Origin of the sequence: Rhizobium sp. AQ_MP (assembly GCF_014237835.1) — a bacterium.
Lineage (GTDB): Bacteria > Pseudomonadota > Alphaproteobacteria > Rhizobiales > Rhizobiaceae > Allorhizobium.
Genome location: NZ_JACJVI010000014.1, coordinates 19,009 through 43,553 on the forward strand (window position 1 = coordinate 19,009; position 24,545 = coordinate 43,553).

A 24,545-nucleotide genomic window follows, 5' to 3' on the forward strand; every position below is an offset into this window, starting at 1 on the left:
CATGCGGATTGTAGAAACCGAGCGGCTGATCCTGCGCAACTGGCGGGAAGAGGATCGCGATCTGTTTTACGAGATCAATCGAGACGTGAAGGTCATGGAGTTCTTCCCATTCCGCCGCTCGCATGCGGAATGCAATCTCTTGTTTGACCGCAATCGGGACATGATCGCCGAAACCGGCCTCGGCTTCTACGCGCTGGCCGATCGTGGCACGGATGAGGCCATGGGATTCTGCGGTCTGGCCCATGCAGGGCTTCCCGGCATCCTACCGGCCGAGGCCATCGAAATAGGTTGGCGTTTGGCGACACGGTATTGGGGCCAAGGTTTCGCAACGGAAGCAGCTGCACGGCTTCTGGAACACGGGCATGAGACCTGCGGCATGAGTGAGATCTATGCTTTTGCTGTGCATGACAACCTCCGCTCCATCGCCGTCATGCGTCGCCTGGGCATGCAACATCTCCAGGATCGTGACTTTGATCATCCGCATGTTCCCGATACACATCCACAACTGAAGCGGCACGTCTTGTTTCGAAGCGAGCAAAGCTGGGGATGCAGATGAATTGAAGTGACTAATTTACGGGCACTTAAAATATAGATGGTATGAATGGCGCCATGGAGCAAACATTCCTGGCGCGGGCAGCCTCTCAGATATCGACCATGGTGGACCGCTTCTTGCGTCTCGGTGAAGAGGACCAGACGGCAGAGGAGGCAGATCGTATCCGTGCGATACGACTTTCGGTCCTTTCCAGCAGCACGCCCTGGATGATGGCGGCCAACCTCTGCAATGCCACGCTGACAATCTTCGTTTTTCAAGGCAGCCCTTCGGCACCGGCCGTCTACGCCATTTGTGGCCTGCTGCTCGCGATCATTTTCTATACCAGCCTGTCCTGGTGGCGAAACCGCAAGCGCGGTCAGCGGGAGCGTGCAAGTCTGCGCGGCACGAACCGTACGGTCGTCTATGCCGCCATCTTGAGCGCTCTATGGGCTGCCATCGACATCGTTGCCTATCCGTCGGCCAACGAGACCCAGCGAATGGTATTGATCGCCCTCACGGTCGGAATGGCTGGCGGCGGCGGGTTTGCTCTGGCGACCATACCACCTGCGTCCATTGTCTTCTGCGGCATGATCGCATTTGGTGCGGCAATCGCGCTCTTACGGGATGGCTCGATCGTTGGCGCCTATCTTTTCGCACTCTACATCGTTTTCGCCGCCATCATCATCCGCTCGTCGCTGGCCCTTTGCAAAAGCCTGACCGAGCGCGTCCGGGCCAAGCTTGCGGCCGACGAGCAACGCGATGTCATCGGGCTGCTGCTGAACGACTTCGAGGAAAACGCCTCGGATTGGCTCTGGGGCGTCGACAGCGATCTCAATCTGGAACGCGCCTCGGCCCGCTTCTACGACAAGCTGCAGATTCCGGAGAACATGGTTCTCGGTCGACCCTTGATGACTATCATGCCGTTTTCCTCCGTCAGTCTGGAGGGACACGACTGCCGCGAAAACTTCGCCAATTGCCTGATGTCCCGGCAGTCCTTCCGTGATCAGGACCTTTGCGTCGAAGTCGGTGGCGAACTCGGCATCTGGTCCGTGACCGCAAAGGCCATCTATGACGAGCAGGAGCGCTTCAAAGGCTATCGCGGCGTTGGTCGCGACGTCACCGCAAACCGCGAAAGCCGCCTGCGCATAGAACATATGGCGCGCCACGATCCTCTCACGGAAGTGGGCAACCGCGTTCTTCTGTCCGAGGACTTCGAACGGGCCGTCTCGCGCTACGAGCGCTTCGGCGACGCCTTTTCGGTTCTTCTCCTTGATCTCGACCGCTTCAAGCAGGTGAATGACAATTTCGGCCATACCGCCGGTGACGAGTTGCTGCGGACCGTAGCCAGCATTCTCAGCCAGCTGCGAGGCGAAAACGACACGCTGGCACGCGTCGGTGGCGACGAGTTCGCCATCCTGCATGCCTGTGTCGACGACCCGCGAAGCGCAGCGACACTCGCATCGCGCATCATCGAGAGGTTCGCCCATCCGATCACTCTGGGCTGCGGCTCCGCCCAGATCGGCGTCAGCATCGGCATCGCCTGTGCGCCGATTGACGGAACCGAACCAGATCAGTTGATGCGCAACGCAGACTTGGCCCTTTATCGGGCCAAGACCGACGGTCGCAACCGTTACCGCTTCTTCGACAGCTCTCTCGACGCCGCGGCCAGACGGCGCAGTCTCCTGGAGCAGGAACTGGCATTGGCGATTGCCGAGGAGAGCCTGACCGTCCACTTCCAGCCGCTTGTCAGCGCCGAGACCCGGCAGGTGGTCTGTGCCGAAGCATTGCTACGCTGGAACCATCCGAAGCTGGGCGCGATCAGTCCCAGCGAATTCATACCGATCGCCGAGGAAGCAGGCCAGATCACCGCGATTGGCAGCTGGGTGCTGCGCCAGGCCTGTCGACATGCGGCCACCTGGCCTGACAACGTCCGTGTGGCGGTCAATCTCTCTTCGCGGCAGTTCCTCAGTCCCGGACTTCTGCCGCTGATCGAAACCGCCATCACCGAGAACGGACTACGCTCCCAACGTCTGGAAGTGGAGGTGACGGAGAGCCTGTTGATGGAGACGGCGATAGGAGTCGAACAGACACTGGAATCGATTTCCCGTCTTGGCGTCAGGATCGCGCTCGACGATTTCGGCACTGGTTTCTCGTCGCTCAGCTATCTTCGCCGCTATCATTTCGACAAGTTGAAGATCGACCAGTCCTTCATCTCCGACCTGGAAACGAATCCGGACGGCCGAGCCATCGTCGATGCCGTCATCAGGCTCGCCGGCGAACTGCGCATGAGCGTTGCAGCCGAGGGTGTCGAAACCAGGGAGCAGTTGGAGCGTCTGCGCCAGATGGGTTGCGGCGAAATCCAGGGTTTCCTCACCGGCCGACCAATGCCTGTGGACGCGTTCGAGGAATATCTGAAGCAGACGAACGGATCCGTGCAGCGGCTATCCGCCTAGACTATTCGAGCGGCACGGCTACGAGGCGCAGATTGCCATCCTTGTCCGCGATCATCAGATACCCGCTGCGCCGCCCCTCACCCTTGATGCTCGTGAGTTTCTCGGCGACCTGCTGTGGCGTCTTCATGAATTCCTGCGCCACCTCCACGATGACCTCGCCAACCTTGAGCCCCTTGCCCTCGGCTTTCGACCCCGGAAGCACGCGTGTGATCAGCACGCCCTCGACGCCTTCGGCAATCGAGAAGCTCTGACGATTGGCGTCGGTCAATGCTGTCAGCTCAACCCCGATCAGCCCCTCGGTCACAGGCGCACTCTGCTCGGCCTGGCCATCAGCCGCCGGCGGCTCTGCCTGCTGACCGCCATCAGGAGTTTCGTCTGTGGCCGGCGGGTTGGCGGGTGCCTGCTGGTCACCATCCGGCGCGGTCCCCTCCTCCCCGGGTTCGACCGTGGTCTCGGGGTCGGTCTCGTTGCTGGCGACCTCGTCGTCTTCCAGGCGACCGAGCGTCACCTTCACAGTCTGTTCCTTGCCATCGCGCAGGATCACGACATCGAGCGGCTCGCCGATCGGGCTTTCCGCCACGATGCGCGTCAGATCACGCGTTTCGGCAATCGGCCGACCATTGAAGCTGGTGACAATGTCACCGACCTGAATCGGACCATTGGCGACAGGCCCTCCCTCGACAATCCCGCTGATGAGTGCGCCGCGTGCCCGGCCGATCTTCAGGCTCTCCGCCACCTCGTCCGAGACCGGCTGGATACGTACGCCGAGCCAGCCGCGTCGGGTTTCGCCGAATTCGATCAACTGCTTGACGATGTTCTGAGCCAGTTCCGTCGGCACGGCAAAGCCGATACCGATCGATCCGCCGCTCGGCGATATGATGGCCGTGTTGATCCCGATGACCTCGCCATTCATGTTGAACAGGGGACCGCCGGAATTGCCCTTGTTGATCGCCGCATCCGTCTGGATGAAGTTGTCGTAAGGCCCGGCATTGATGTTGCGTCCGCTGGCCGAAATGATGCCGACGGTCACCGATCCGCCGAGGCCGAACGGGTTGCCGATCGCCATCACCCAGTCACCGATGCGCATTTTGGTGGAATCGCCGAATTTGACCGAGGTGAGCGGCTGCGGCGGCTCGACCTTGAGCACGGACAGATCAGTCTTCGTATCGGTGCCGATCAGCTTTGCCTTCAGCTTCGAGCCGTCGGAGAAGATGACTTCGATATCATCGGCATTCTCGATCACATGATTGTTGGTCACGATGAATCCGGTGGGATCGATGACGAAGCCGGAGCCCAGCGAATTGACCCTGTTGTTGGCACCGCCACCCTCGCGGTTCTTGTAGAAATCCTCGAAAAGCTCCTGGAATGGCGAGCCCTCCGGTACCTGCGGCAACGGTCCCTCACCCTCTTCGGCTACGCTTTGCGATGTTGAGATGTTGACGACCGCGCCCAGAAGCCCGCTGGCGAGATCGGCAACCGAATCGGGTCCCTGCGCCATGACGGGGCTTGCCGTACCCACAGCACCGACGGCCAGTGCCGTCCCCAGGAGAAGAGCCGGCAGGATTACTCGCGGGGTGCGGGCAGGTTTCATCATCGGCTTCCTCACTGATTGTCTGGCGTCTGAGAGAACATAAGGCGGAATGGGCGAAGGCAAAATCACAATTCCCGGAATAGCTATAACCGGAGCTTGCGACCAGATCTTGTCAACCGCGGATCCACCAGACGATTGCAGCGCCGGTTGTCACGGCCGTGAGCCCCAGCAGCCGCAATTGGTCCTCTGGGAACTGCGGCAAGAGCCGCGCCATGCGCACAAGAAAACGAGGGGCCAGCGCATAGGCCAGCCCCTCGATGATCAGAAAGATGGCGATCCCTGCGAGCAGGTCATCCATCGGTTCAGTTGCCGACAGCCGCCGGCGGTGTTGCCGGAGCCGCTGCCGGCGGCACCGACTGCCCGGTTCCCGCCCCGCTGTTGAAGAAGCGGAAGAAGTCGCTGTCGGGCGAAAGCACCATGGTCGTGCCCTGATTGCTCATCGAGCCGACATAGGCACGCATCGAGCGGTAGAACTCGAAGAAGGCCGGGTCGCGCTGGAAGGCATCGGCGAAGATGCGGTTGCGCTCGGCATCGCCTTGACCGCGCAGGATTTCCGAATCACGCTGCGCTTCGGCCTGGAGCTCGACGACCTGACGGTCTGCGATCGCCCGGCGACGCTGGCTTTCTTCGTTACCACGGGCACGGATCAGTTCCGCTTCGGCGAGACGCTCGGCCTTCATGCGCTGGAAGGTCTGCTGCGAGACTTCCTGCGTCAGGTCGGTGCGCCGGATCCGGACATCGGTCACCTGCAGGCCGAGGCTTTCAGCCGCTGCCTGGAGATCGTTGCGGACGTCCGACATCATCGAACCACGCTCTTCGGAAAGAGCCGCATCGAAGTTGCGAAGACCGTAGACGCGGCGAAGGGCAGCATCGAGACGGGTGCGCAGACGCGATTCGGCAGCTTCCCGGTCAGCCGAGACCGTTTCGCGGAAGCGACGGGCATCGGTGATGCGATAGACGGCGAAGGCGTCGACTTCATAGAAGGCACCGCCGCGAACCTGGACACGAATGTTCGGCAGGTCGAAACGCAGCGCGCGGTCTTCCACATACTGAACGCGGTCGGCATCCATGAAGGCAAACGGCAGCTTGAAGTACAGGCCGGGCTCGCTCTTGACGTCCTGGATCTGACCGAAACGCAGGACGATCGCCTGCTCGCGTTCGTTGACCACGAAGATCGACGAATAGACGAAGAAGAGTGCAACGCCGATGGCGACCAGGATATAGGCAAGACGATTTTGCATATCAGTTGCCTCCCGTCGCCGACTGGCCTGCGGGCTGGTTGCCCGGCTGGCGCGTGATTTCGTTGAGCGGCAGATAGGGGACGACCCCCTGCTTTTCGTCGATGATCACCTTGTTGGAATTACGCAGGACATTCTCCATGGTTTCCAGATAGATGCGCTGGCGCGTCACGTCGGGTGCCTTGGCATATTCGTCATAAATGGAGATGAAGCGCTGCGCTTCACCTTCCGCTTCCTTAACGACCTGATCCTTGTAGGCTGCGGCCTCTTCGCGGATCTGTGCGGCCTGGCCTCGAGCCTGACCGAGACGCTGGTTGGCATACTGGTTTGCTTCTTCGACGAAGCGGTCTTCGTCCTGCTGGGCACGCTGGACTTCTTCGAAGGCTTCGGCCACTTCACGCGGCGGCGCTGCATCCTCGATCGGAACGGCATTGATCGCGATCCCGGCGCCATAGGTGTCCATGGTGCCCTGGATGATGTCGCGCACCTGGGTCGAGATCTGTTCGCGGTTGTCGCGGAAGACGTCCTGTGCCGGACGACGTCCGACGACTTCACGCATCGCGCTTTCGGAGACCTGCTGCAGGGTCTGCGTCGGATCCTCGAGGTTGAACAGATAGGACTGCGGGTCCGACACGGTGTAGAGCACCGAGAACTGGACGCTGACGATGTTCTGATCGCCGCTGAGCATCAGACCGGCGCCTGGATTGTTCGAGGTCGGACGGCTGCCGATATTTTGCTGCTGCTCCGTAACCTTGACGATCTCGACCGACTCGATCGGCCAGAGGTGGAAATGCAGGCCCGGCATCGCCACTTCTTCCTTCGGCTTGCCGAAGCGCAGCTCGACGCCGCGTTCATCCGGCTGGACCGTGTAGATGGCCTGCATCGCCCAGAAGGCGACCAGCACGATGCCCACAATGACAAAGGCGCCGCCGTTGAAACCGCCGGGCACGACGTTTTTCAGACGGTCCTGACCACGGCGGATCAGATCTTCAAGATCCGGGGGCTGATTGCCGCCGCCGCCACCACCGCCGTTACCGCGTGGCCGGTTTGGCCCCTGCCCCCAGGGACCCTGATTGTTACCACCGCCGCCGCCGCCGCCCCATGGACCGCCGCCGCCGCCGTTTTGATTGCTCCAGGGCATCAATACCTCTTTGCTGTAAAAGCTCCCAAGTCCCCCGCCCGTCGCCCGATCGACCGACATGCATGAGGTTCCAGAGGGTTATAGGTATCGCGGTCCCCGCTTTCAACGCGAGGGCGCCAACTTCTTCTTCGGAAAGGGCAAATTTTGCGTTATCAGCCGTCCCTGCGACGGTATATCGCGTAGCGCGTGAGATAATTGTCTTTCTCGCCGGCTGGAACGGCCGTTTCCTCGACGAGTTCAAACATAGCGGGATCGATCTCTGGAAAGGATGTATCGCCGTCGACAACCGTCTCCACATGGGTGACGTGCAGCAGATCAGCGAGTGGCAAAGCCTGACGGTAGATTTCTCCGCCACCAACCACACAAACCTCATCGACACCATCTCGTGCGGCAAGCTCACGCCCCCGCTGCAGGGCCTCATCGAGGTTCGCCACCGTCTCTACGCCGGGCATGTCGTAACGGTGGCTGCGGCTGACGATGACATGCGGGCGGCCGGGTAAGGGCTTGGAACCGACAGACTCAAAGGTCTTGCGGCCCATCACCAGCGGTTTTCCCATGCTGAGTGCCTTGAAGCGTTTGAGATCGGTAGACAGCTTCCACGGCATATCGCCATCGCGACCGATAATCCCGTTCTCCGAAACGGCAACAATGATGACGGTTTTGATCGGAGCCATGGCCCTCATGCCCTCGCCTTGCCTTAGACGGCAATCGGCGCCTTGATGCTGGCATCGGCTTCGTAGCCGATCAGCGTGAAGTCCTCGTACTGAAACGAAAAGAGATCCTTGACCTCGGGATTGAGCTTCATCACCGGCAGCGCCTTCGGCGTCCGCGTCAGCTGCAGCTTGGCCTGATCGAAGTGGTTGACATAGAGATGCGCATCCCCCAGCGTGTGCACGAAGTCGCCCGGCTCCAGCCCCGTCACCTGGGCGACCATCATCGTCAGAAGCGCATAGGAGGCGATGTTGAAGGGGACGCCCAGGAAGATATCGGCAGACCGCTGATAAAGCTGGCAGGAAAGCCGCCCATCCGCCACGTAGAACTGGAACAGGCAGTGGCATGGTGGCAGTGCCATTTCGTCGACCAGCGCCGGGTTCCAGGCCGTCACGATATGGCGGCGAGAATTCGGGTTGGTCTTGATGCTCTCGACGAGCTTGGCCATCTGGTCGATATGCCCACCATCATAATCCGGCCAGGAGCGCCACTGGGCGCCGTAGACGGGGCCGAGATTGCCGTCTTCATCGGCCCATTCGTCCCAGATGCTGACGCCGTTTTCCTTGAGATAACGGATGTTCGTATCGCCCTTCAGGAACCACAAGAGTTCATGGATGATCGACTTCAGATGCAGCCGCTTGGTCGTGATGACCGGAAAGCCGTCGGCCAGGTCAAAGCGCATCTGGTGCCCGAAGATCGAGCGCGTGCCGGTCCCGGTGCGATCGCCGCGATCGCTGCCATTCTCGAGAACATGGCGCAGAAGGTCGTGATACTGGTGCATGGGTCCATCATCGAGTCGTTTTGGAGCGCCATCTTATCGCCGGCACGCCCAAGAACCAACGCCGTTGTCAGGGTTTTCCCCGTCCACGCGGCTCAAGCAGGTCCCCGATTATACACTCGCCCTCTTTTCATCGGGATCGGAAACACCTATATCAGCCCTGCCGGGCTTGCTCCGGCTATGGCAATAAACGGTCGGTGTAATAAACCTATTGGACCCGGGGGCGGTACCCGGCGCCTCCACCAAAAACCGGTCGGTGACGAAATCTCTTCGGACCGGCTTTTGATGGGGGCGAAATAGGATCGACAAGGGCGTAAAGATCGAACTTTTGCTCGGCATGATACCGCCGTTATCGGGTCACAAGTGTAGTTGCAAACGACAACAACGCTAAGGGTTACGCTCTCGCTGCCTAATGGCGGTGCGGGAAACCCGCTCTAAGTCCTTAGGGTTAGCACCTTAAGGCGGGGTCCGAAGGCACCTGGCAACAGAAGCCTTCACCTAATCTCAACCCTCACTGCTTCTCTATGACTTTGCTTCGGATTTCGCTGCTACCAGCAGCCTGAGATTTGATGTACATTACCGGAACCAGTTTGATGCTTCGGGGCTTTTCCGCTTCGCTGTGTCGTGGCATAAGCCGCTGAAATTCGGCATGATAAGGAAAGCAGGGATCTGATGGGGCACGACCATATTCGCTACGACATTCTGGCCCAGGACGCACTTCGCGGCGTCATCCGCAAGGTCTTGGCCGAGGTTGCCGCGACGGGGCGCCTGCCGGGCGACCATCACTTCTTCATCACCTTCCTGACCGGCGCGCCGGGCGTGCGCATTTCCCAGCATCTGAAGGCAAAGTATGCCGAGCAGATGACCATCGTCATCCAGCACCAGTTCTGGGACCTGAAGGTGACCGACAGCCTGTTCGAGATCGGTCTCTCCTTCTCCGACACGCCGGAAAAGCTCGTCATCCCCTTCAATGCCATCCGCGGCTTCTATGATCCGTCCGTGAATTTCGAGCTCGAATTCGATGTGCCGCTTGCGGACGAGGACGAAGGTGAGGCCGAGATCACCGCCTACCCGCTGGAAGCAGTCGCCAAGACGGAGGAGACTGAGGCTCCGAAGTCGGACGAGAAGAAGGAAGGCTCGGTCGTTTCCCTCGACGCCTTCCGCAAGAAGCAGTGATCGCATGACGTTCGGCCGGGCTAAGCCCGGCCTTATTCGTGGAGCATCAAGCATGGCCGCAGACATCGTCAATCTCCGGCAGTTCCGCAAGGCGAAAGCCCGCAGCGAACGCGAGTCTGTCGCAGAGCAGAACCGTATCAGCCATGGTCGCACCAAGGCGGAAAAATCGCTGACGAAGACGCTGAACGACAAGGCGGCCCGGCTGCATGAACTTGGGCGGATCGAAAAGCCGGACCAGGATTGAGCACCTGCTTCTCGGTCGGCGCCGCCTCATTGCGCATATGGCCGCCATATCTCTGGACCCCCTCATGATCCGCAAGCGCTCGATCACCCTCCACGGACATCGCACGAGCTTTTCCGTGGAGGACGCCTTTCTTGACGAACTCAAGACGCTTGCAGCAAGGCGCGGACTGAGCTTTGCCGGCCTGATCGCTGAAATCGACGAGGCGAGGCCCCTCGATTCGAACCTGTCCTCAGCCCTTCGTCTTTTCGTCCTGAAAGAGCTGAAACAGTCGCAGGCTGAAACGAGCGCGGAAACGTAAGCCACGGCTCGGACCACGCGTCAGTTCACGCCGGGAAGGTCCTCGAACCGCACCTCAGGCAGCGGCTGACGCAAAACACGCTCTTGCGGAGCAACCGGCAGAACCCGAGGAGTGGGGACAGTGTCCGTGGTCAGGGGTTCCACCGGCTCGGTGGCTGGTGCCTCTGACGGAATTGGCGCCGTTTCGGCCTGCTCGGCCGCCGCGCGCGCCTCTGCTTCCGCCGTCGCCCGCGCCTCCTCTTCCTGCCGCACACGTTCGGCCTCGGCCTTCGCTCTTTCCTCGGCGCGAGATCGGGCGAGGGCGGCCTCGCGGCGCAGTCTCTGCTTCTCGAGCACGCTCGCCTGTAGAGCCTCGACCCTCCGTCGCTCGATCTCGAACGCCCGCAAGGAGACGAAATTGGTGAGTTCCGTCACCTCCAGCGACCGCTCGGGCGACAGCGCATCGCCCTTGAACAGGAGACGCAGGTTTGGTTCCGCGCCATCCATGGCCAACTCGCCCGGCTTTAAGGCAACCGCAAGATCAGCATCAAGAAGACCGGCGCGAAGGTCGAGCCGCAGCCCGCCGTCAAGTTTCGCGTCTGGGGTCTGATGGCTCGCCGCCTGTACGCGAAGTGCGCCGTCCGAGAGGGCAAACGGCACCACGAGACCGGTCACCTCGGTTCTTCCATCTTGGATCAGTCGCTCCGCGATCTCCCGCACTTTGTCTTCGCTGATCTCGGTGCCGAGCGCATCCACCTCCAGGATGAGCGCCGGCAGAATATCGAGCCGGACAGAATTGACCGCAAGCGCGGCAAATCGCACCTCCCCGGATCCGCTGGCTGTCCCGATCAATTCCGCCGGCGTCTTTCCAGCGCCTTCGGCAACGAAAGTGACATCCATCCGTCCTGTCGGCGTCTCTGCCTCACCAAGGCCCCGCTCAAGCCGCAAGGCGTTGAGCGTGCGCCGCACATCGGCGCCTGCGACATCCAGACGGGTCTGCAAAAATCCGCTTCCGTCCGTGTTTGCCACAGAGAAGCGCCCGCTCACTTTTCCACCCAACCATGCGCCTGTTAGCTCTTCCAGGCTCAACTCACCGGCCTTGCTGCGCAGCCTCGCCCTAACCTCCGTGATGGCCTCGGCAAATCCTGGCCAGAATTTCGAGACAGTCACGCCAAGGTCGAGATCGAAAGGCAAACTGACGGTGCCGAATGTCGTCTCAGCCAATCTCCCGTCGGAAGGGTCGGTCAGCGGTCCGACCATCGTCTCCATCAGCCAGTCCAGATCGAGTTGCTCCAGTCGCACGTCGCCGACGGCCGCCGGAACGGCACCGGTCAGGTCCATTCGACCCTGAGCCTCGATCGGCTGTCCGGACAGGGTTCCGGCCAGACGATCGATCGCGAGCTGGCCATCGGCCAGTGTGAAGGCCGATTGTGCCTTGACCGGGAGGCCGGTTGCCGCTTCGGGCAGGCTCAGACCAAGCGCCATGAGATATGGCCCGAAATCACGACTGTCGAGCGACATCTGCCAAGCCCCATCCAGCAGGCGCGGCGTGTTGAAAGCTGTCAGTTTTCCCGTTGCATCGAATGTGGTTGCAGCCCCCGCGAAACGAGCCGTGACATCAGCGCCGCTGTCAGCCGTATCATTGACCGTGAGCGTCAGCACACCACCTTCGCCCGTGAGCCATGGCAGAGGCTCGAAACCGGCTTGACCAATCAGGACCTGTGCCTCGTCGTTTTCGAGCCTGATGTCGAAGTTTCGTTCACCCCCGTCCAGCAATGACGATATCTCGTTCGACTCGATGGTCATGGCCAGCGCGCTTTGGTTGACGCGGCCCGTCAGATCGACCGTAACGGCACCGGCCTCGGCCACCTGCAGGTTGGCCTTGATGTCGCTGTCGGCATACCAGTTTGCACTGTTCGCAAGCCTTTCGACCAGGGGGCTCGACGGCAGACGTTGCCCCAAGAGGTCGAGAAACGGCCCAGGGTCAGTGGAGCGGTAGGTGATCGCGGCCTCGCCGACGGGTGCCTCCTCTGTGTCGCGCAATACGCCGCTGAGTCGGATCGAGCTGCCCGCGACGCTGCCGAAGTTGAGCTTTTCGATCGAGAGCTGTCCGCTCTCGTAGGATGCGATCGCTTCGACGTCTTCAGCGGTCACGCCAAAAGCCCGCAGCGCCGCCACTTTCAGCCGCGCTGCAACCCGTTCGGCAAGCAGCCGCTGCTCGGCATCTTCGCCGACGACAAGCGCCGCAATCGCCCGCGCCGCATCGAGATCGAGTCCCTCGCCCGACAGATCGATGGAGAGGCTTGGAGCCTGGCCGCTTGGCGATTCACGCTCGATCCGTCCCTTCAAGTGCTCCGCGCCAATGGCCAGTTCGAGGTTTTCGAAACGCTGAAGTTCCGCCGTCAGGTTCACCGAGGCGGAGAACCCCGCGGAACCGAGGCTGCGGATCGAGGGATCGACGCGACCGGCAATCCAGGTCGCAAGGCCCGACGGCTGTGTCGACGCCACCAGAAGACTACCCTCGAAGGACGGCGTGCCAACAAGCACCAGCCGCCCGCTCGCCTCTACCTGCGTTCGTCCCGGCAACACGCCGACGGCCTTGTCCACCGTCCAGCCATTCCCGGCAGGGCGAATGTCGAGTTGCAGATCACGGAAGACGGTATCGCCGGCCACGATCGCCGGCAACCGCAGCGTGGCCCGACCGGGTACCTTGGGGACGGGTATTTCTGCGGCAGCAGACATCAACAGTGCCAGACGCTGCTGCACCGAAACCGCACCGTTGCGGGCCGTCTTTGCACGGCTGCCGTCAGCCGCCATACGGTTCACGTCCACCTGATGGCCCTCGGCGGTCAGCAGGAACTCCGGGTTCGCGCCGGTGTCGAGTTTCGCTTCGCCGGTGATCACATAGGGATCCACGGCATCCCCGAGTTCGAGCCGATAGCTGGGAACGCTGATACTGTCGTTGGCAAGCTTGAACTCCCCTCGCATGCGCGGGGCTGGGACTGCCGGCTGTTCGGATGGCACGGCCTCTGCCGACGGATCGCTTTTCCATGTCGAGGAGAAACTGCCCGAATAATGCGGCTTGCCTTCCTCCAGAGCCAATTCACCTTCGAGCACCATGTCGAAGGGCCGCAGTTCGGGGTCGATCCTGAAACGCAGCGGCAAGGCTGTGCTTTCGAATTCGGACGTCGTCAGAGAGAAACGTGCCGCCTCGCCGTCCAGGACCGCCCTGCCCTCGACCGACCACGGCCCGGCGAGCGTCCGTGCAGAAAGGTCGGCATCCAGCTCACGCAGAACCCGGTTGCGTCCCGATTGCTCATCGATGAATTCAATCGTACCGCCGGTGATGGACGCCTTTTCGAGCACGACGGTCCGGGCGGGGATGCTTGGTTTGCTGCCGCGCAACCAGTCGAGCGTACCGTCGGGGCGCAGCCGGATCCGTGCCTTCGGCTCTTCGATGCGCATGTCGAAGATGCGAGCCTCACCGGACAGGAAAGGCGCCAACTCCGCATCGAGCGAGAAGCGGGCAACCCTGATAAGCGGTGTTCCATCCACATCGCTTCCGACCGTCACGTCCTCCATGGTCACCGAAGGGAACGGCAGGAGCCGCGCCGAAACCTCGCCATTGACGACGACCTTCTTACCGAGCAACTGGCTCGCCTGGTCTTCGAAGTTCTGGCGGAAATTCGTCCAGTCGACAAACAGCGGTGCCAACAGCGCGGAGAAGAGCGCAACCACGAGAAGCCCGCCGAGTGTTACCAGTATGCGTCCGAGCACCGAATGCCACTCCCTTGATCACGGCCCGAAGGTAACGCAATTCGCCGCAGGGGCAACCCGCAAGGTCTTGCACTCACAGACGAAAGATCTTGCCGGGGTTGAAGATGTTCTGCGGATCGAGGCCCGCCTTGATGGCACGCATCGCCGGCAACGCCGACCCCAGCTCCTGCTCGAGATAGCTGATCTTGCCCTGCCCGATCCCGTGCTCGCCCGTGCAGGTACCCTCCATGGCGAGCGCCCGGCCGTTCAGCCGCTCCAGGAAAGCCTCAGCCTTCGCAACATCGACCTCATCCTTGTCGTTGAAGAGCAACAGCACATGGAAATTGCCGTCACCGGCATGGCCGACGATCGGTGCCAGGAACCCGTTCTCCCTGATGTCGGCCTGGGTTGCGGCCACGCATTCCGCGAGCCTGGAGATCGGCACACAAACGTCCGTCGAAAGGGCCGCGAGCTCCGGCGCCAGGGCCCGGCTGGCCCAATAGGCATTGTGCCGCGCTTTCCACAGCAGGGTTCGCTCTTCGGCATTGGCGGTATAGGCGAAGTCGCCGCCACCGAACTCTGCGGCGATCTCGCCGAATTGGGCGGCTTGCAGAGCAACCGTTTCCTCGGTCCCATGAAACTCTACGAACAAAGTCGGGCGTTCGGCATAGGAAAGCTTCGAATAGGCGTTGCAGGCGCGAATCTGCATCTCGTCAAGAAGCTCGATCCGCGCCACGGGGATCCCCATCTGGATCGTCATGATGACAGCGTTGCAGGCATCCTCAATCGTCGGGAAAGCCACCACACCGCCGCTGATCTTGGCCGGGATGCCCTGGAGCCGAAGCGTGATCGAGGTGATGATCCCAAGCGTACCCTCCGAGCCGACAAACAGTCGCGTCAGATCATAACCTGCGGAGGATTTGCGTGCCCGCTGCGCCGTGCGAATTTCCTCGCCATCGGCGGTGACGACGGTCAGTGCCAGCACATTGTCCTTCATCGTGCCATAGCGCACCGCATTGGTGCCCGAGGCACGCGTCGCCGTCATGCCGCCGAGCGAGGCATTGGCCCCCGGATCGATCGGGAAGAACAATCCTGTATCGCGCAGATAGGTGTTCAGATCCTCGCGCGTCACACCCGGCTCGACCGTGCAGTCGAGATCCTCCGCATTGACCGAAAGCACTCGGTTCATCCGTGTAAAATCAACCGAAATTCCGCCAAACGGCGCATTGACCTGTCCCTCAAGCGAAGAGCCCGTACCGAACGGAACGATGGGCACGCGATTGGCGGCGCAAATGCGCACGACTTCCCGCACATCATCCGACCTCTCGACGAAGACCACGCCATCGGGCCGCTGCGACCGCAAATAGGTCGTCGTGTGACTGTGCTGGTCACGAAAGGCTTGTCCCGTCTGAAAACGATCCCCGAAGCGCTGCTTGAGGATCGGCACCACCAAGGCAATACCCTCCTCGTTGCGCTTGCCGTCAATCACGTCCTTGCGGGCCATCCGCCACCTCCCGAAATCCAGCACAGGGTCACGCCGACATGGCGCCGGTCAGCCTTGCTATGGGATAGGGTTTCGGAATTGTCCAGACGCCCGACCTAAGGGAGAGGCCGGGCGTCTTTTGCGTGTCATTCCGCAGCAATCCTGGGCGGCACGCCCGGATCGTTGGCGATCTTCATGGTGGCATCTTCCAGCTCTGTCTTCAGTCTTGCCTCTTCCTGGGCATGCGGCTTGGAGAAACGAGCAAGCAGGAGATAAGCGACCGGGGTGATATAGAGGGTCACGACCGTCGCAAAGCCAAGGCCACCGACGATCACCCAGCCGAGCGCAATCCGGGCCTCCGCACCGGCCCCCTGTGCGAGCACCAGCGGCACGCCCCCAAGCACGGTCGCGATCATCGTCATCATGACTGGCCGCAGACGGATGCTGCAGGCGGTTTCGATCGCTTCGCGCACCGACAATCCGCGATCGCGCAGCTGGTTGGCGAATTCGACGATCAGGATGCCGTTCTTCGCCATGACCCCGACGAGGAGCACGAGACCGATCTGACTATAGACGTTGAGCGTCGAGCCGGTGACGACGAGCGCGAAGACCGCACAGGCAAGACCGAGGGGAACGGTCGCCATGATGATCAGAGACGAGACGACGCTTTCGAACTGCGCTGCAAGCACCAGGAAGATGATGGCGATCGCGAAGCCGAAGGTGAGCGCCATGCCGTAGCTGTTTTCTTCCAGCGTCGCAGCCTCGGAAAGCGGGATCAGACGGGCGCCGGGCGGAAGGAGTGGCTGCGCCAGTTCCGTCACGGCCTGCACCGCATCACCGAGCGCCACCCCGTCCGCAAGACCTGCGGAAAAGGAGACCGATGCCAGTTGCTGTTCGCGGTTGAGCTGCGGGGAGACGGCTTTCTCTTCCAGCGAGGCGATCGCCGACATCGGCACCACCCGACCGTCGGAGGTCGTCAGGAAGATGTTCTCCAGGTCGGTGGGATCGTTGATCGGCTGGGTGCTGGAAACAAGCCGCACCGGGATCGAGTTGCCGTCGACGAAGACATCGGTGACAGAGCGACCTTCCAGCAATGCCTGCAGGGAGGCGCCGATGGCGCTGATGTCGACGCCCAGATCAGAGGCCCTTTCCCGATCGATAGTGACGGAAATCTGTGCCTGGGTCGGTTCGTTGTCGAGACGCGGCGTCTGGAACTCCGGACGGTCGCGCATCTGCTCAACGACTTGAAGAACAGCCTCGGTCAGCTTCTCGTGGCTCGTCCCGACCATCGCCATCTGCAGACCGTTGCCGGCACCCCGGATCCGCAGGCTGTTGGTCTGGAAAACATTGCCACGCAGCGCTGGGACTTTCGCCGTCGCCGCATTGATGTCCTGGGCGATCTGATCCTGGCTGCGAGTTCGTTCCGACCAAGGCGCAAGCGTCATGACCATGAACGCGCTGTTTGATGAACCCTGCCCCGATATCGAGAAAATGTTCTCGATCTCACCGCTGTCTCGAAGCGGCTTCAGGTTCTCCTCGACACGCTGGACCTGGTCACGCGTGTAGGACAGGCTCGATCCCTGTGGTGTCGTCAGGCGCATCATCACCATGGAGCGGTCCTCCCGAGGTGTGATCTCGCTGCGGATCGAGGTAAAGGCGAAATAGGCAGCGCCGGAAAACAGCGAGGCAACCACGATCACGATCAGCGGGTTGCCGAGGCAGGCCTTCAGCGTACGCCCATAGAAGCGGGAGAATCTCCGACCGAAAGCGCCGAGAACGCCGTGATCGTGATCGGCGTCCCGCGACAGCATGCGCGATGCCATCATCGGACAGAGCGTCAGGGCCGTGATCGACGACAACAGAACTGCAAATGCCAGAACGAAGCCGAACTCGCGAAACAGACCACCCAGTTGCCCAGGGAGGAAGGAAAGGGGGACGAACACGGCCGCAAGGGTCGCAGTCGTCGCAAGAACGGCGAAGAAGACCTCCTGCGTACCAAGCACGGCTGCGGCACGCGGCCCCATGCCCTCCGACCGCCGCCGGACAATGTTTTCCAGCACCACGATCGCATCATCAACGACGAGACCCGTTGCCAGAACAATCGCCAGAAGCGTCAGAATATTGATCGAGAAACCGACCAGATAGATCGCAACCAGTGTTCCGATCAGCGCGACCGGCATGGTGAGAGCTGGGATGAGTGTCGCTCGCCAGTCGCGCAGGAAGAGAAAGAGGACCACGAGCACGATGACCGCAGAGAGCCCGAGCGCCAGCTCGACCTCATGCAGCGCGCCCTCGATGAACACGGCGTCGTCACTCGTCACGATCACCCGCGTGCCCTCGGGCAAGGCAGACTGCATGGCGTCGACGGCACCACGAACCCCTTCCGAGATGTTGAGCGTATTGGATTGCGCCTGACGGATGATGCCGAGGCCGACGCCAGGAACGCCATTCGATCGCAGCGAAGTCGAGCCGTCATCGGGGCCAAGCGTGATTGTCGCGACGTCGCGCAGACGGACCCGCTCCCCGATCAGGACGTTCTCGAAATCCTCGACGGTCGTCAGGTTGGCGGTTGCCCGCACCACGATGTCCTGCGTCTGTGATTCGAGCGAACCGGCAGGCACGTCGAGCGAGGCGTTCTGCAGCCCTGTCGCCAGATCGGCGACACTGAGGCCACGGCTGGCAAGGGCGGCCTGATTGACGTCGATCCGGAAAACCTTCTCCTGGTCGCCATAGATCTGAACATCGGCCACCCCCTCGACGGCGGCGAGGCGGTCTGAGATCTCGTTTTCGACCAGCAGGGTCAGGTCTTCCATGGACAGAGTGCTGGAGGTTACCCCAAGGCGCATGATCGGCTGGGAGTCGGAATCGGCCTTGACGATACGGGGCTCCTCGACGTCGTCAGGCAACTGGTTGCGAATACGGCCCAGCGCGTCCCGCACATCGTTGGCCGCCACCGCGAGATCGACACTATCGCTGAATTCCAGCGTCGTCCGGCTTTGCCCGAACGAAGAACGCGACGACATCGACTTGAGCCCGCTGACACGGGCAACCGCCCCCTCGATGACGCGTGTCACCTCCTGGTCCATTGTCTCGGCCGATGCACCGTCGTAATCGGTGCTCACGGTGATGACCGGCTGGTCGACATCCGGCAATTCGCGGATCTCGACGCCGGCAAGCGCTGCAAGGCCGGCGACCACGAGCAGCGTATTGAGCACTGCCGCAAGGACCGGTCGGCGGACGAAAAGCGCGGTGAAGCTGCGCCCGGACTGTTCGGAACCGTTCTCTGTCGCGCTCATCGTGTCGCCACCTCTTGAGACTGAGCAGCACCCGCCACTTCAACTGCCCCCCCTTCGCGAACCCGCTGCAAGCCCTCAACGGCCACGACATCGCCTTCCTTAAGCGCCGCCTCGACCAGAATCTGATCGGAGTTGCGCTGAACGATGGTGACGCGTGTCTTCACGGACTTGTTATCAACGATCTGCCAGACGAAGGAGCCTTCGCCATCCCACTGGACCGCGAGAGGGTTGACCGCAGCATAGCGGTCGCCGGGAAAACGCATCACGACGTTGAAAGACATGCCGGCTCTCAAGACATCATCGGGATTGTCGATCTTGGCACGGATGCGAATTGTCCGGCTGGCCTGGTCGACACGGCTGTCAACTGCCTCGACACTGCCCTTGAAAATCTGCCCCGGTCGGGAAACCAGGCTCGCCTCGATCGGCATCCCTGGCTTGACCGCAGCGGCAAAGCGTTCCGGGGCCCAGAAGTCGACGAGCAGCTGGCTGCGATTGTCCAGCGAGACGATGGCCGTCGAGTTTGTGACATTGTCGCCGATGCTGACACCGACAATACCGATGACCCCATCGATCGGCGCGATGATATCGCGGCGCTTGAGGTTTAGCTCGGCCGTCGTCAGCTGAAGCTGCGCCTGCTCCTCTGCAATCTGCGCATCGAGCACATCGAGACGCGAGAAGCTCTGGAGGTTGCGATAGGACTCGGCCTTCTCTGTTGCGCTGCGCAGCGCAACCACCGCCTGGTCCCGAAGGATGACCTGCTCCTCGCGGTCGAGCCGCGCAATGACATCACCCTTCTTCACCTTCTGGCCCGAGGTAACGAGGATTTCCGCGACAGTCCCCGAGGTCTGGGGCATGACCGTCACGGCCTCGATCGCCTCACCGTCGCCAATCGCGCTCAGTCGGCCATTCACGACACCCATGGTCACGGGCTGCGTGGCGACAAGGATCGCCTGGTTGCCCCCGCGGCGATTGCCTTGCCCCTGTCCCGCGCCTTGCCCACCAGTCTGCGCTTGCTGCGCACCCTGACCCTGCCCACCCTGTCTCTGCCCTTCGACCTCCGGCGCCCTGCTGACCAGCGAGACGACCGATTGGGGCACACCCATCGACACCAGCGTCTGCCCTGTCCCGGGCGAAAAATAGACCCAGGCGCAAAGACCGATAAAAATGAGAGCAATACTGATGGCGAGTTGCTTCCAAAGTGGCATGCAGGGCTCCGAATAATCGAACTGGATGATGTCGGTTAAGTATCGGGCGCAAACCGAAAGTGGCAATGCCGGAACGCCAAGCTTACTGATTTGTAATCTCGCGTCTTTTCACGCCGGCGTGATGGCACGCATCTGGACCGGTTCTGCAGAGGCGCTGTGGTCAGGATACCATGCCTGGCAATTGTTTGCCTATGAAATCCGTGCGCAAGAGGACTGAAGGAATAAAACCAGAACGCCGTCACTGGCCTTTCAGACCCGAATCACTACATTGGGCCGCATGAGTAACGGTTTCGACGACATTCCCTTCTTTGACGAAGAGCCTGCGCCCCGCAAGCCGGCCGCGTCCCTTGCCCCTGCATCGGGTGTTGCGTCCGGTGGCGGTCTCGGCATCGCCGCGCGCGCGATGGCAGCGCGTGACCAGGCCCGTGCGCCGGACTACCTGTCAGGGCTGAACCCTGAACAGCGCGAAGCGGTCGAAACGGTCGATGGTCCGGTCCTCGTGCTGGCAGGTGCCGGCACCGGCAAGACGCGCGTTCTGACGACCCGCATTGCCCACATCCTGGCAACCGGCAAGGCCTTCCCGAGCCAGATCCTCGCGGTGACCTTCACCAACAAGGCCGCGCGCGAGATGAAGGAGCGTATCGGCCACCTCGTCGGTGGGGCCGTCGAAGGCATGCCCTGGCTCGGCACCTTCCACTCGATCGGCGTGAAGCTCTTGCGCCGCCACGCCGAACTCGTCGGCCTCTCCTCCGACTTCACCATTCTCGATACCGACGACGTCGTGCGGCTGATCAAGCAGATCATCCAGGCCGAAGGTCTCGACGACAAGCGCTGGCCGGCCAAGCAGTTCGCCCAGATGATCGACGGCTGGAAGAACAAGGGGCTCGACCCCAGCCAGATCCCGGAAGGCGACGCCCGCGCCTTTGCCAACGGCAAGGGCCGCGAACTTTATGTCGCCTATCAGAACCGCCTGAAGACGCTGAATGCCTGCGACTTCGGCGATCTGCTGCTGCATCCGATCCGCATGTTCAAGGCCAATCCCGATGTCCTGAAGGAATACCACCAGCGCTTCAAATACGTGCTGGTCGACGAGTATCAGGACACCAACACGGCCCAGTACATGTGGCTGAGATTGCTTGCCCAGCGCCCGCCGGGCGTGCCGCAGAATGTCTGCTGCGTCGGCGATGACGACCAGTCGATCTATGGCTGGCGCGGTGCCGAGGTCGACAACATCCTGCGCTTCGAGAAGGATTTCCCGGGCGCCAAGGTCATCAAGCTTGAGCGCAACTATCGCTCGACCGAACACATCCTGGGTGCTGCGGGCTTTCTGATCGCCCACAACGAGGGCCGCCTCGGCAAGACGCTGTTTACTGATCGCGTCGATCCGAACGATGGCAAGGTCGTGGTCCATGCCGCCTGGGATTCGGAGGAGGAAGCCCGCGCCGTCGGCGAGGAAATCGAACAGCTGCAGCGCCAGCAGCATCCCTTGAACAACATGGCGATCCTGGTGCGCGCCTCCTTCCAGATGCGTGAATTCGAAGATCGCTTCGTCACGCTTGGCCTCAACTACCGCGTCATCGGTGGCCCGCGCTTCTACGAGCGTCTCGAAATCCGCGATGCGATGGCTTACTTCCGCCTTGTCTGCCAGCCGGCAGACGACCTCGCCTTCGAGCGCATCGTCAACACGCCGAAGCGCGGCCTCGGCGACACCACGATCCGCAATCTGCACGACTATGCCCGTGCCCGCGACATCCCGATGCTTGCGGCAGCGGCGGACATCATCGAGACCGACGAGCTTAAGCCGAAGGCCCGCAAGGCGCTCTTCGATGTCGTCACCGACTTCCGCCGCTGGCAGACCCTGCTCGAAAACACGCCCCACACCGAACTTGCCGAGCAGATCCTCGACGAGAGCGGCTACACGGCCATGTGGCAGAACGACAAGTCTGCGGAAGCGCCGGGCCGGCTGGAAAACTTGAAGGAACTCATTCGCTCGATGGAAGCCTTCGAGAGCATGCGCGGCTTCCTCGAACACGTCTCGCTCGTCATGGACGCCGAGACCAACGAGAACCTCGATGCCGTCTCGATCATGACGCTGCATTCGGCCAAGGGTCTCGAATTCGAAACCGTCTTCCTGCCGGGCTGGGAGGAAGGCCTCTTCCCGCACCAGCGCGCGCTCGATGAAGGCGGTCGCGCGGGCCTCGAAGAAGAACGCCGCCTCGCCTATGTCGGCATCACCCGCGCCAAGCGCCGCTGCCACATCTGGTTTGTCTCCAACCGGCGCATCCACGGCCTCTGGCAGTCGACCATGCCCTCGCGCTTCCTCGATGAACTGCCGCCGGCGCATGTCGAGGTCGCCGAAGCCGAGACCTCCTATGGCGGTTACGGTCGCAACCCCTACGGCCAGTCCCGCTTCGACAAGCAGGAGCCCTTCCAGAACAGCTATTCGACGCCCGGCTGGAAGCGCGCCCAGGCCAACAAGACCGACGCCACCCGTGACAACTGGGGCACGCGCTCGGGCCATGCGGTCGAGCGGATTGGTTATGGCGAGAGTGGCCCGAGGGCAAAGACCATCGAAGGCGAACTCGTCGCGAAGTCGACGACATCAGAACCCTCCCGTTTCTCGGTGGGCGACCGCGTCTTCCATATCAAGTTCGGCAACGGCAATGTGTCATCGATAGAAGGCAACAAGCTGACCATCGACTTCGACCGTGCCGGCCAGAAACGCGTGCTCGACGGCTTCGTCGAAAAAGCGTGAGCAGTCGCGGGCCTATTGACGCCTCGACCCCGATTGCGCAGAAGGCAGGCCGTTCGCCCGTCTGATTGGAGACAGTTTTGCAAGTCCTTCCGCAAAGCCGCCTGACCCTCGCCATCTATCTGATCAACATGGATGGGGCCGAGGATCGCATGGAGGTGATGAACCGCGAAACCGCAGCCGCCGGCATAACTGCGGAGCGGGTACCGGCTGTCATCGGTCGCAACCTCAGCTTCCCGATCCCCGAGTTTTCCGAACTCTCCTACAAGCTTCTGCACGGCCGCCGCATGAAGTATGGCGAGGTCGGCTGCTATCTCAGCCACGTCGAATGTGCGCGCCGTTTCCTCGCCTCGGATGCGGACCTCTGCCTCATCCTGGAAGACGATGTGAGCTTCGAGCCGGACTTTCTGCAAGCCATCGACGCCGCCGCCAGGAACAGCGATGCCTGGGATATCCTGCGCCTGACGACGGTGAGCAGCGGGCGGAAATTTCCCTACCGCAGGCTGACGGACCGCCGATCGCTGGCGATTGCCCTCACCCGCGAGAAGGGCTCGGGCGCGTACATGATCAACCGCAAGGCCGCCCGCTGGATCGCAGAAGACCTGGTGCCCATGCGGCTGGCCTACGACATCGCCTTCGATCTCGAATATCTCTCGGGTTTGAAGGGCGCATTCATCAGCCCGCTCGTCGCAAGCCAGGACACCGGCTTCGAATCACAGATCCAGGGCGACATGAATTCACACAAGCTGCCCCGCTGGCGCTATCTGACCGTCCTGCCCTATCGAACCTATCTCGAAGTCAGCCGGGTTATCGCTCGAGGAAGCCTGCTCCTCTGGCAGAGGCTCCGCTCACGCGGGCGATGATCCCGCCGTCCGTCTGTCACGCTTCGGCAGTGACGTCCTCTGCCGCGAAGGCACGTTGCCAGTGCCGCCGGCAAAGGGACGTATAGGTCTCGTTGCCGCCGATCAGCACCTGCGCACCGTCGCGCTGCGCCTTGCCGTCTTCGCCGATGCGCACGACCATGGTTGCCTTGCGACCGCAATGGCAGATCGAGCGGGCTTCGGTGAGTTCGTCGGCGATGGCGAGAAGCGCCTTGGAGCCGGGGAAAAGCTCGCCACGAAAATCGGTCCGCAAGCCATAGGTCATCACGGGGATATCGAGTGAATCGACAACCCGGGCAAGTTGCCAGACTTGTTCGGTGGTCAGGAACTGAGCCTCGTCGACAAAAACGCATGAGAGCGGCGACGCCGCATGGTCAGCCCTGATCGCTTCGAACAGATCCGCCTCTGAGCCAAAGGCATTTGCCTCGGCGCGGAGCCCGATCCGCGACCCGATGAAGCCCTTGCCGGCCCGATTGTCGAGCGCGCTGATCAGCATGGCCACCCGCATGCCGCGCTCCTGGTAGTTATAGGCGGCCTGCAAGAGCAGCGTCGACTTGCCGGCATTCATGGTGGCGTAAATGTAGTGAAGTTTGGCCAAGGCTTGCTGCTCATAACGGGACGCGTGATGGCGCTGTCTTAGCGGAGAGAAAAGACGGGGCACAAGCTCAGGCCGGCATTGCCAACAGGAACTATGGCGCTAAAGCCGAGCCGTTCACCCCTGCGCCGCTTCCTCGCGGTGCAGCCACATCAGCTCGATCTGCACCGCCGCCTGGAAGTCCATGATCTCTGCCCGCATCTCGTCTTCCGGGCAGCCAAGTTCCAGAAGTTCATTGCCGAGCGAACGACAGGTGGTCTTCCAGAATTCCGTAGCCGCATAGCCATTCAATCGATCGAGTTCGATTGCAGAACGGCGCACCAGATCCCTACGGTTCGCGAGCGGAAAGAAGGCGATGGTCGGGTTGGACTGGCCGTTCATGGCTTGGCTACTCATGCGAAACATCCTCACGTTACGGCATGTGTTTAGAATCACAT

General features: G+C 61.6%; 19 protein-coding genes and 1 other RNA gene. 8 read left to right on the top strand and 12 right to left on the bottom strand.

The window, feature by feature from the left end; all coding sequences use genetic code 11:
• Nucleotide 1: 1 nt before the first annotated feature.
• Nucleotides 2-556 carry a GNAT family N-acetyltransferase gene (locus H6M51_RS18290; protein ID WP_185811260.1) on the top strand — a complete coding sequence of 185 codons (555 nt, stop codon included), beginning with the start codon at nucleotides 2-4 and terminating at the stop codon, nucleotides 554-556.
• 53 nt (nucleotides 557-609) lie between these two features.
• Nucleotides 610-2,985 carry a bifunctional diguanylate cyclase/phosphodiesterase gene (locus H6M51_RS18295; RefSeq protein ID WP_185811261.1) on the top strand — a complete coding sequence of 792 codons (2,376 nt, stop codon included), beginning with the start codon at nucleotides 610-612 and terminating at the stop codon, nucleotides 2,983-2,985.
• Between the two features lies 1 nt (nucleotide 2,986).
• Here the strand turns inward: H6M51_RS18295 and H6M51_RS18300 are convergent, their stop codons facing one another.
• From H6M51_RS18300 to H6M51_RS18325, 6 genes are all read right to left on the bottom strand, one after another.
• Entirely contained in the window at nucleotides 2,987-4,576 is a 1,590-nt protein-coding gene (locus tag H6M51_RS18300; RefSeq protein WP_407073597.1) for a Do family serine endopeptidase, read from the bottom strand.
• A 112-nt stretch (nucleotides 4,577-4,688) separates the two neighbouring features.
• Nucleotides 4,689-4,874 carry a DUF2065 domain-containing protein gene (locus H6M51_RS18305; protein ID WP_185811263.1) on the bottom strand — a complete coding sequence of 62 codons (186 nt, stop codon included), beginning with the start codon at nucleotides 4,872-4,874 and terminating at the stop codon, nucleotides 4,689-4,691.
• A gap of 4 nt (nucleotides 4,875-4,878) precedes the next feature.
• Nucleotides 4,879-5,817 (bottom strand): protease modulator HflC, encoded by a 939-nt coding sequence (gene hflC, locus H6M51_RS18310; protein WP_185811264.1) that lies wholly within the window; start codon nucleotides 5,815-5,817, stop codon nucleotides 4,879-4,881.
• Nucleotide 5,818: 1 nt separating this feature from the next.
• Nucleotides 5,819-6,955 carry an FtsH protease activity modulator HflK gene (gene hflK / locus H6M51_RS18315; RefSeq protein ID WP_185811265.1) on the bottom strand — a complete coding sequence of 379 codons (1,137 nt, stop codon included), beginning with the start codon at nucleotides 6,953-6,955 and terminating at the stop codon, nucleotides 5,819-5,821.
• 152 nt (nucleotides 6,956-7,107) lie between these two features.
• Complete coding sequence (locus H6M51_RS18320) at nucleotides 7,108-7,629, bottom strand: dihydrofolate reductase (protein WP_185811266.1); 522 nt, start codon at nucleotides 7,627-7,629, stop codon at nucleotides 7,108-7,110.
• A gap of 23 nt (nucleotides 7,630-7,652) precedes the next feature.
• Nucleotides 7,653-8,447, bottom strand: coding sequence for a thymidylate synthase (locus H6M51_RS18325; protein ID WP_185811267.1), 795 nt, complete (start codon nucleotides 8,445-8,447; stop codon nucleotides 7,653-7,655).
• 120 nt (nucleotides 8,448-8,567) lie between these two features.
• Between H6M51_RS18325 and ssrA the strand changes: the two genes are divergently transcribed.
• The 4 genes from ssrA (at nucleotide 8,568) to H6M51_RS18345 (ending at nucleotide 10,162) form a co-directional block, all read left to right on the top strand.
• Nucleotides 8,568-8,943: a transfer-messenger RNA gene (ssrA, locus tag H6M51_RS18330) on the top strand.
• A gap of 173 nt (nucleotides 8,944-9,116) precedes the next feature.
• Nucleotides 9,117-9,620 (top strand): SspB family protein, encoded by a 504-nt coding sequence (locus H6M51_RS18335; RefSeq protein ID WP_185811268.1) that lies wholly within the window; start codon nucleotides 9,117-9,119, stop codon nucleotides 9,618-9,620.
• A gap of 52 nt (nucleotides 9,621-9,672) precedes the next feature.
• On the top strand, nucleotides 9,673-9,864 hold the full coding sequence (locus H6M51_RS18340) for a DUF4169 family protein (protein ID WP_185811269.1): 192 nt from the start codon (nucleotides 9,673-9,675) through the stop codon (nucleotides 9,862-9,864).
• 64 nt (nucleotides 9,865-9,928) lie between these two features.
• A complete protein-coding gene (locus H6M51_RS18345) occupies nucleotides 9,929-10,162 on the top strand; it encodes a ribbon-helix-helix domain-containing protein (RefSeq protein WP_185811270.1) in 234 nt (77 codons plus the stop codon).
• Nucleotides 10,163-10,182: 20 nt separating this feature from the next.
• Here H6M51_RS18345 and H6M51_RS18350 read toward each other — a convergent pair whose 3' ends face one another.
• From H6M51_RS18350 to H6M51_RS18365, 4 genes are all read right to left on the bottom strand, one after another.
• Complete coding sequence (locus H6M51_RS18350; protein WP_185811271.1) at nucleotides 10,183-13,917, bottom strand: AsmA-like C-terminal region-containing protein; 3,735 nt, start codon at nucleotides 13,915-13,917, stop codon at nucleotides 10,183-10,185.
• A 73-nt stretch (nucleotides 13,918-13,990) separates the two neighbouring features.
• The gene (locus tag H6M51_RS18355) at nucleotides 13,991-15,400 is read right to left on the bottom strand and encodes an FAD-binding oxidoreductase (RefSeq protein WP_185811272.1); all 1,410 of its coding nucleotides are present in this window, start codon (nucleotides 15,398-15,400) and stop codon (nucleotides 13,991-13,993) included.
• 125 nt (nucleotides 15,401-15,525) lie between these two features.
• Nucleotides 15,526-18,675 (bottom strand): efflux RND transporter permease subunit, encoded by a 3,150-nt coding sequence (locus H6M51_RS18360; RefSeq protein WP_185811273.1) that lies wholly within the window; start codon nucleotides 18,673-18,675, stop codon nucleotides 15,526-15,528.
• Complete coding sequence (locus H6M51_RS18365) at nucleotides 18,672-19,880, bottom strand: efflux RND transporter periplasmic adaptor subunit (RefSeq protein WP_185811274.1); 1,209 nt, start codon at nucleotides 19,878-19,880, stop codon at nucleotides 18,672-18,674. The genes H6M51_RS18360 and H6M51_RS18365 overlap by 4 nt, the downstream gene beginning before the upstream one ends.
• A gap of 277 nt (nucleotides 19,881-20,157) precedes the next feature.
• On the opposite strand from H6M51_RS18365, the gene H6M51_RS18370 reads away from it, so the two are divergent.
• Entirely contained in the window at nucleotides 20,158-22,635 is a 2,478-nt protein-coding gene (locus H6M51_RS18370; protein ID WP_185811275.1) for an ATP-dependent helicase, read from the top strand.
• A 77-nt stretch (nucleotides 22,636-22,712) separates the two neighbouring features.
• Nucleotides 22,713-23,495: a glycosyltransferase family 25 protein gene (locus tag H6M51_RS18375; RefSeq protein WP_185811276.1), complete on the top strand. Its 783-nt coding sequence runs from the start codon at nucleotides 22,713-22,715 to the stop codon at nucleotides 23,493-23,495.
• Nucleotides 23,496-23,511: 16 nt separating this feature from the next.
• On the opposite strand, the gene H6M51_RS18380 is transcribed toward H6M51_RS18375, so the two are convergent.
• On the bottom strand, nucleotides 23,512-24,111 hold the full coding sequence (locus tag H6M51_RS18380) for a thymidine kinase (RefSeq protein WP_185811277.1): 600 nt from the start codon (nucleotides 24,109-24,111) through the stop codon (nucleotides 23,512-23,514).
• A 114-nt stretch (nucleotides 24,112-24,225) separates the two neighbouring features.
• The gene (locus H6M51_RS18385) at nucleotides 24,226-24,504 is read right to left on the bottom strand and encodes a DUF6074 family protein (RefSeq protein WP_185811278.1); all 279 of its coding nucleotides are present in this window, start codon (nucleotides 24,502-24,504) and stop codon (nucleotides 24,226-24,228) included.
• Between the last annotated feature and the right edge of the window lie 41 nt (nucleotides 24,505-24,545).

Excerpts from the sequence above, each read along its gene's own strand:
- H6M51_RS18290 (WP_185811260.1), top strand. The coding sequence starts at position 2 with ATGCGGATTGTAGAAACCGAGCGGCTGATCCTGCGCAACTGGCGGGAA.
- H6M51_RS18295 (WP_185811261.1), top strand. The coding sequence starts at position 610 with ATGGAGCAAACATTCCTGGCGCGGGCAGCCTCTCAGATATCGACCATG.
- H6M51_RS18300 (WP_407073597.1), bottom strand. The coding sequence starts at position 4,576 with ATGAAACCTGCCCGCACCCCGCGAGTAATCCTGCCGGCTCTTCTCCTG.
- H6M51_RS18305 (WP_185811263.1), bottom strand. The coding sequence starts at position 4,874 with ATGGATGACCTGCTCGCAGGGATCGCCATCTTTCTGATCATCGAGGGG.
- hflC (WP_185811264.1), bottom strand. The coding sequence starts at position 5,817 with ATGCAAAATCGTCTTGCCTATATCCTGGTCGCCATCGGCGTTGCACTC.
- hflK (WP_185811265.1), bottom strand. The coding sequence starts at position 6,955 with ATGCCCTGGAGCAATCAAAACGGCGGCGGCGGCGGTCCATGGGGCGGC.
- H6M51_RS18320 (WP_185811266.1), bottom strand. The coding sequence starts at position 7,629 with ATGGCTCCGATCAAAACCGTCATCATTGTTGCCGTTTCGGAGAACGGG.
- H6M51_RS18325 (WP_185811267.1), bottom strand. The coding sequence starts at position 8,447 with ATGCACCAGTATCACGACCTTCTGCGCCATGTTCTCGAGAATGGCAGC.
- H6M51_RS18335 (WP_185811268.1), top strand. The coding sequence starts at position 9,117 with ATGGGGCACGACCATATTCGCTACGACATTCTGGCCCAGGACGCACTT.
- H6M51_RS18340 (WP_185811269.1), top strand. The coding sequence starts at position 9,673 with ATGGCCGCAGACATCGTCAATCTCCGGCAGTTCCGCAAGGCGAAAGCC.
- H6M51_RS18345 (WP_185811270.1), top strand. The coding sequence starts at position 9,929 with ATGATCCGCAAGCGCTCGATCACCCTCCACGGACATCGCACGAGCTTT.
- H6M51_RS18355 (WP_185811272.1), bottom strand. The coding sequence starts at position 15,400 with ATGGCCCGCAAGGACGTGATTGACGGCAAGCGCAACGAGGAGGGTATT.
- H6M51_RS18360 (WP_185811273.1), bottom strand. The coding sequence starts at position 18,675 with ATGAGCGCGACAGAGAACGGTTCCGAACAGTCCGGGCGCAGCTTCACC.
- H6M51_RS18365 (WP_185811274.1), bottom strand. The coding sequence starts at position 19,880 with ATGCCACTTTGGAAGCAACTCGCCATCAGTATTGCTCTCATTTTTATC.
- H6M51_RS18370 (WP_185811275.1), top strand. The coding sequence starts at position 20,158 with ATGAGTAACGGTTTCGACGACATTCCCTTCTTTGACGAAGAGCCTGCG.
- H6M51_RS18385 (WP_185811278.1), bottom strand. The coding sequence starts at position 24,504 with ATGAGTAGCCAAGCCATGAACGGCCAGTCCAACCCGACCATCGCCTTC.